This is a genomic window from Muricoccus nepalensis (assembly GCF_006438825.1).
GTDB classification, from domain to species: Bacteria; Pseudomonadota; Alphaproteobacteria; order Acetobacterales; family Acetobacteraceae; genus Roseomonas; species Roseomonas nepalensis.
Genome location: NZ_RCZP01000088.1, coordinates 1 through 6,243, shown reverse-complemented (window position 1 = coordinate 6,243; position 6,243 = coordinate 1). Strand labels below are relative to the sequence as shown.

The following is a 6,243-nucleotide window of genomic DNA, read 5'->3' as shown; positions in this document are numbered from 1 at the left end:
CCATCATCGGCTCCGACGTGCTCCAGCACGTACGCGCGGCACAGATCCCGGGCCGCCTCCTGGTCCCACAGGACGTGGCTGAGCACGCGCTGCGTCCGCCACGGGCGGGCGTCGCCGATCTGCTCGGCCAACTGCCAGCCGTTCTTGCGCTTGGCCGCGCTCAGCAGGCCCTCAAGGTACAGGCCTGCCTGCCGCCGCGGCTCGGCCCGGACGAACAACTCCCCCAGTCTCGCCTGCAGCGCTCCCAAATTCTCGCGCCAACTCAGAATGTCCCGAGGATCCGACCCCATGGCCTGCCTCCACGAACCGACATGCCGCCACGCCGCACATGGGAAAGCCTCACGGCAAGCTCAACTGTAGAATTAAGAAGTCAGCCAAGGGTCAGAACCACGGCAAATATTTTAGATTCCTGCCCACAAATCGTCTACATTTCAAATTTTAGTCTCACTAATGATACCGGTGCGCCTATGTCCTGACACATCGTCAGCTGGTCCCTGCCTTGCAGACACGGCTTCAGTCCTTCGCCTGTGGCGGGTCTGGACGGATCGGAACATCTGCTCGGCAGTATCAGAGGTGCGCAGGCTGCACACCGCCAAGTGGGTGCCTCATATCGTCAGCGGTCTAGTAACGGCTGCCGGCGTTGCCGAGAAACTGGGCCACCGCTCGAGCATCTGGGCCGACGATCATCACCGCCGTCGCGAGGTCGAGATTGCTTAGTTGGAACACCCGAGCCCAATAACGAGCGTTGATGTCGTCGTCCATGTCGATGGTGTTGCTCGCCAGCCAGACTACCTTCGGGCATGGCTTGTGGTGGCTTGCAACTGCTCCTGGCGCTCCAACAACAGGGCAGCGCAGGTCTGAAGATGAACCTCGCGTCTTGCTGTCCAACGGTCACCTTCCGACGGTCTGACTGCGGCCAGAGGATGGCCACAGGTTGTTCTGGACGTCGCGCACTCTGCGGCTAGGACCAACTCGGCCATGGGCATTGCCGAGTTGATCCCTCGCGCGAGCTTAAAGCAGCGGCTCCGCCACGGTTTCTCGGCCGCTACAGAGCAAATCTGCGGCGTGCCGCCTCGGAGGTGCGGCGGCGGGTCAGTTCCATCCACAGCCCCCCTCCGATGAGGGTCATCAGGACCGCCCCGAAGGCACCGAGCGCGCATATCGCTTCAAACATCTGACTGAACCCCCTCCACCGAGCGCCTCACTTTATCGACCGCTCACCATTCCGTGATAGCGAAGGTGGAGGTGGCGGAGCTAGCAAAATCGATGGCCGAGTTCGTGGCGTCCAAGGACCACCGGAGCAGGCCGGTGAGCTTGGCGGACGCTGATGGTGGCAGAACGCAAGGACCAAAGCGGATTTCGCGTGAAAGAGCCATCGTTGTGCCAACAGCTACCCGGCAACCCACCCGCGAGGTTCGATGCGAAATGTTAACGCGGAGTTGAGAGGACGCGCTTGTTCTCGCTCGTTACGTATCGTTCCGGAAAATCCTGGAGCCGCTCATGTCGACCATCACCGGTACGCCGTCGGGTGACACGGTCAGGGCAAGTGGAACGTCATCAGGCGTTCTGGGTGGCCCGGCCACGTTGGGAGATGACACCATCTCCGGGCTCGGGGGGGCAGACACCCTATACGGCGGCGCGGGGCGTGATGTGATTGATGGGGGAGCCGACGGCGACCTCCTCTACGGTGAGGCCGGGGACGACACGCTGCTCGGTGGCGACGGCGACGACTACCTGAGTGGCAGTGCCGGCGACGACGTCCTGTACGACGGGCCGGGCAACGACACCCTCGAGGGAGGTGCTGGGATCGACACCGCCGTCTCCGCCTTCGCGGCGGCATCACCCGCCTGGCGGCACGAACCCGACGGAAGCTGGACGGTTGGCGGGGTGGGCGTTCTGCGGGACGTGGAATACGTGCGCTTCACCAACGGCATTCTCGATCTCACGACGGGGGTGTTCCGCAGCAGCGGGCTCCAGGCCGCTGCTCTCGACGCGAACGGATTCGAGGGGCAGGGCGGAGCAACCCCTTTCACCTTCCTGGTAACGCGGACGGGCGAGACGTCCGGCTTCAGCAGCGCCGACTGGATTGTCCAGGGCAGCGGGGAGCACCCGGCATCGGCCGCAGACTTCGCTGGCGGTGTACTGCCTTACGGCACCGTGCTCTTCCGTCCCGGCGAGACGACCAAGACGATCACGATACAGGTTGCCGGTGACACGGCCGTCGAGGCGGACGAGAGCTTCACCCTGACCTGGCGCGAGACAAGCTTTGGCACGGTGGTCGAGGCCCCCCCCATGGACGGCATCATCCACAATGATGATGGGTCGTCCCCGCAGGAGCCAGTCTCACTCGCCAGCACCATGGCCGTGGGCAGCACGATCGGCAACGGTGCCGACACGTTGGTGCTGAGGATCAGTGAGCAGGCGTATAACGGCGATGCGCAGTACACCGTCAGAGTGGACGGCGTTCAGGTTGGCGGCACGTTCACCGCTCAGGCGAGCCACGCTCTTGGCCAGTCCGACACGCTCACCATCAAGGGCGACTGGGGCGCGGGCGCCCACACCGTCGAGGTCACCTTCCTCAACGACGAGTGGGGCGGGACCGCCGCGACGGACCGGAACCTCTACGTCGACGGCATGGCTTACAACGGCAACGCCGTGCCCTCCGGCACGGCCTCGCTCCTGTGGACCGGCACGGCTGCCTTCCAGGTGCCGACCAGCGGCACGGCTGTGAACAGCATGATCGGCAGCGGTGCCGACACGCTGGTGCTGAAGGTCAGCGAGCAGGCCTACAACGGTGATGCGCAGTACACCGTCAGGGTCGACGGCGTTCAGGTTGGTGGTACGTTCACCGCTCAGGCGAACCACGCTCTCGGCCAGTCCGACACGCTCACCCTTAAGGGGGACTGGGGCGCGGGCACCCATGCCGTCGAGGTCGCCTTCCTTAACGACGAGTGGGGCGGCACTGCTTCGACGGACCGGAACCTCTACATCGACGGCATCGTCTACAATGGGGAGGCAGCGGCGGGCAGTACGGCCGCGCTCCTGAGCAATGGCTCCGTGGAGATTGCCATACGACCCACCGCGTCGGGTGAGTATCACCTGATCGGGTAGGCAGGCGTCGACCGCTACCAGGTTTCAGGTGCGTGGCGAGGTTCTCCGTGTTGCTCAACAGCTTGCCAATGTCCCTTGCACCCCGCCCGGTTCAATCCGTCCGCTGATACCCGGCTCATGAAGTTCTGACTGACCGCAGGTAAGGGTAGTTGGTGAGGGAGGCGATGCGGCCTGGCTCGGCGGTGAGCCTGTTCCAGGCTTGGCAGCAGCCGTCGATGATGGCGTCGAGATTGGGGAACAGGCGGAGCGAAAGGAAGCGTTCGCGCAGGTACAGCCACACGCGCTCGACCGGGTTCAACTCGGGGGCGTAGGGCGGCAGGAAGATGAGACTGACGTTGTTGGGCACGGCGAGGTGGCCTGCGATGTGCCAGCCCGCGCCGTCCAGCAGGAGGGCGGCATGGACGCGCTCGGGCAGGGTGGCGCTGAAGCGGTCGAGGAAGGCCTGCATGGCGGCCGTGCCCACCTCGGTCAGCACGAGAGCGAAGGCCTGATCGGTGCCGGGGCGGACCGCGCCGAAGATCCAGGCTGACGCGTGCCGTTGGTCGATGACGCCGCGGGGGCGGATGCCGCGCTCGTACCAGACGCGGGCGCCGCGGCCCTTCTGGCCCACCCTGGCCTCGTCCTGGCACCAGAGTTGAACGTCGGCACCCGGGTGGGCGCGGGCGACCTCGCTCAGGGCTGTGGCAAGGCCCCCCCTTTGAACCGCTCCCTCGCGGCCGGGTCCCCTTTGGGGTGGCTGGGCCGGGTCTTCTGCCATGAGAGGTCGAGCGACTTCACCAGCCGCAGCATGCCGCTCTCGCGGTAGCTCACGCCGAAGCGCTCCTCGGCCACCCGGCACAGGTCCACGATGCGCCACGATGACACGCCGTCCCGCTCCCGGTCCGGGCCACGAAGCACGACCGCCTTGAAGGCCGCCTGCTGCCCCTCGGTCATGCGCGTCGGCCGCCCCGGGCGGGCCTGGTCGCACAAACCCTCCACGCCGTTCGCGTTGAAGCGGATCACCCAGTCCCTGAGCGTCTGCCGATCCATTCCCGCGCTGCGGGCCGCCGCCTCGCGGCTCATCCCGTCCAGCACGTTGGCCAGGGCGAGCAGCCGCGCCGAAACCCGGCCGTCGCGCTCATGTCGGGCACGGCGCCGCAGCTCCGCCGCTTCCAGATCCGTCCGGATCGCCAGTGCCGCGCCCATCCCATGCCCTCCGCCAGATCGGAAGCGAGGGAATCACGGCGACGCGGCAGCCGCCCTACACAGGCGAGTCAGCAAATCGCGCGGCGGGTATGAGGGGTGCGAAGTGGAGGTGATGGGCGAGTACGTGGTGAGCCGCTCCCGGTCAGGCGGGCCTTTGCAGCCCGCCTGTCCTCGGACAGATCAGGCGAAGACGATGTCGCCCGCCTTGAGGGCGGTGAGGCCGGGCAGGAAGATGGAGTCGCCGTTCGTGCCGTAGGTAACTTCGAGGCCAGGCACCCCGGCGTCGCTGCGACCAGGATTGATCCAGACGCTGGCGGGCGGGACACCGTGCAGGAGGATGTGGTCCTCGCCGGAGACGAAGCCGTTGATGGTGTCGTGGCCGTCCCAGCTGTCGAAGACGAAGGTGTCGCGGCCGGCGCCGCCGCTCAGCACGTCGTTGCCCGCACCACCGATGATCCAGTCGTCGCCGGCACCGCCCTTGATGGTGTCATTTCCTGCGCTACCGGTGACGGTCTGGGCGCGGGTGGACGTGGAGCGGTCGAGGAGCTGGGCGGACGACAGCGTCACCACGTCCCCATAGGTGATGTCCCCCGCCTTCAGGGCGGTGACGCCCTGGAGGGTGATGGTGTCCTTGCCGTAGGACACCACCAGGCCCGACGAGCTGGCCTTCGTCGACACGCTATTGGCGCTCACGCCGTTGAGCAGGAGGTGGTCCACGCCGGGCTGGAAGTCGGTGATGATGTCCTTTCCGTCGCCGGAGGCGAAGACGAAGGTGTCCGCGCCGTTGCCGCCGGTCAGGGCGTCGTTGTTGCGGCCACCGGTGATGCGGTCCTCGCCCGCGCCGCCGACGAGGCGGTCCACCGCGCCACTCCCCTCGAGCACCATCGCCCGAACCTCGATCGGGCGCACCGGACCGGCGAGGTCGGCGAACTGCGAGGCATGGATGTAGTCGATGCTCATCGTCGCCGACGAGACGCCATCCGTCGCGCCCGCCCAGCTGTTGGGGCCGCCGACGGCGAGGTTCGCCAGCATGTACATCGGCGAGTGCATGTCCGACGGTGTCTGGACCTGCGAGAGCTCCGTGCCGTCGATGTAGAAGGTGATGACGTCCGGCCGCCAGGACACGGCGTAGGTGTGGAAGGCCTTTGAGAGGTCCGTCTCGGCCCAGAAGGCGGACTGCACCTGGGTGTGGGATCCGGTCGAGTTCGTGTGGACGGTCGAGTAGGCGATGCCCGGCATGTCGCCGAGGGACTCGAGGACATCCAGTTCCGGCGGGGCGGTCAGATCCGCCCGGGCGAGCCAGAAGGCAGGCCAGAAGCCCTTACCCTCGGGGATCTGGGCGCGCATCTCGAAGTAGCCGTAGGTCTGGACGAGGCTGGCGGAGGAGGTGAGGAGGCCGCTCGTGTAGGTGAGCCCGTCGGGCAGGCCGGCGGCGGGTCGGGCGGTGATGTCGAGCACGCCCTGCCCGCCGGCGTCGTGCAGCGCGAAGGGGTAGGGGCCGACGGTGGTGGCGTCGGCGTAGTACTGCACCTCGTTGGGGACGCTGCGGCTGCCCCACAGATGAGTGGAGCGCCAGCCGGCCGTGCCCGCTGACGTGAGGCCGGTCGGCGTTGCGGAGAAGCTGTTGAACTCGTCGGCGAAGGTCATGTGAAGGGTGGTGAGGGAGGCGGCGGGCAGGCGGAAGTCCGTGGCCGTGAGGGCGGCGGCGCTGACGCCGCGCAGGATGGCGGCGTCGCCGTTCCCGAGCTCGAGCACCGCGTCCGCGCCGTCCTGGCGGAGGGCGGCCTGCACGGCGGCGAAGCTCGTGAAGGCCGTGAAGCCGCCGCCGATGACGATCTTGTCGACGCCCGGCTGGAAGTCGGTCACGACGTCGCGCCCGGCGCCGCGCTCGAAGAGGAAGCGGTCGGCGCCGGCGCCGCCGGTGAGGACGTCGTTGCCGGCGCCGCC

4 protein-coding genes and 1 pseudogene are annotated in these 6,243 nt (G+C 67.2%); 1 reads left to right on the top strand and 4 read right to left on the bottom strand.

Features of this window, described 5'->3' with window-relative positions:
- Positions 1–290 (bottom strand): annotated as a pseudogene (locus EAH89_RS30165) (IS701 family transposase); the annotation flags it as partial.
- A 331-nt stretch (positions 291–621) separates the two neighbouring features.
- The gene (locus EAH89_RS33305) at positions 622–888 is read right to left on the bottom strand and encodes a DUF3606 domain-containing protein (RefSeq protein ID WP_277753916.1); all 267 of its coding nucleotides are present in this window, start codon (positions 886–888) and stop codon (positions 622–624) included.
- A gap of 612 nt (positions 889–1,500) precedes the next feature.
- On the opposite strand from EAH89_RS33305, the gene EAH89_RS30155 reads away from it, so the two are divergent.
- Positions 1,501–3,111, top strand: coding sequence for a carbohydrate-binding domain-containing protein (locus tag EAH89_RS30155; protein WP_140887775.1), 1,611 nt, complete (start codon positions 1,501–1,503; stop codon positions 3,109–3,111).
- Positions 3,112–3,226: 115 nt separating this feature from the next.
- Here the strand turns inward: EAH89_RS30155 and EAH89_RS30150 are convergent.
- Positions 3,227–4,296 (bottom strand): IS630 family transposase gene (locus EAH89_RS30150; protein ID WP_140887773.1). Its coding sequence is split into 2 segments (ribosomal slippage): positions 3,227–3,787 and positions 3,790–4,296, totalling 1,068 coding nucleotides; the frame shifts between segments, so codons are not numbered across the junction.
- Between the two features lie 180 nt (positions 4,297–4,476).
- On the bottom strand, positions 4,477–6,243 hold a 1,767-nt coding region (locus EAH89_RS30145; protein WP_140887770.1), incomplete at its 5' end, for a family 16 glycosylhydrolase.

Coding starts and splice junctions, on each gene's coding strand:
- EAH89_RS30155 (WP_140887775.1), top strand. CDS start 1,501: ATGTCGACCATCACCGGTACGCCGTCGGGTGACACGGTCAGGGCAAGT.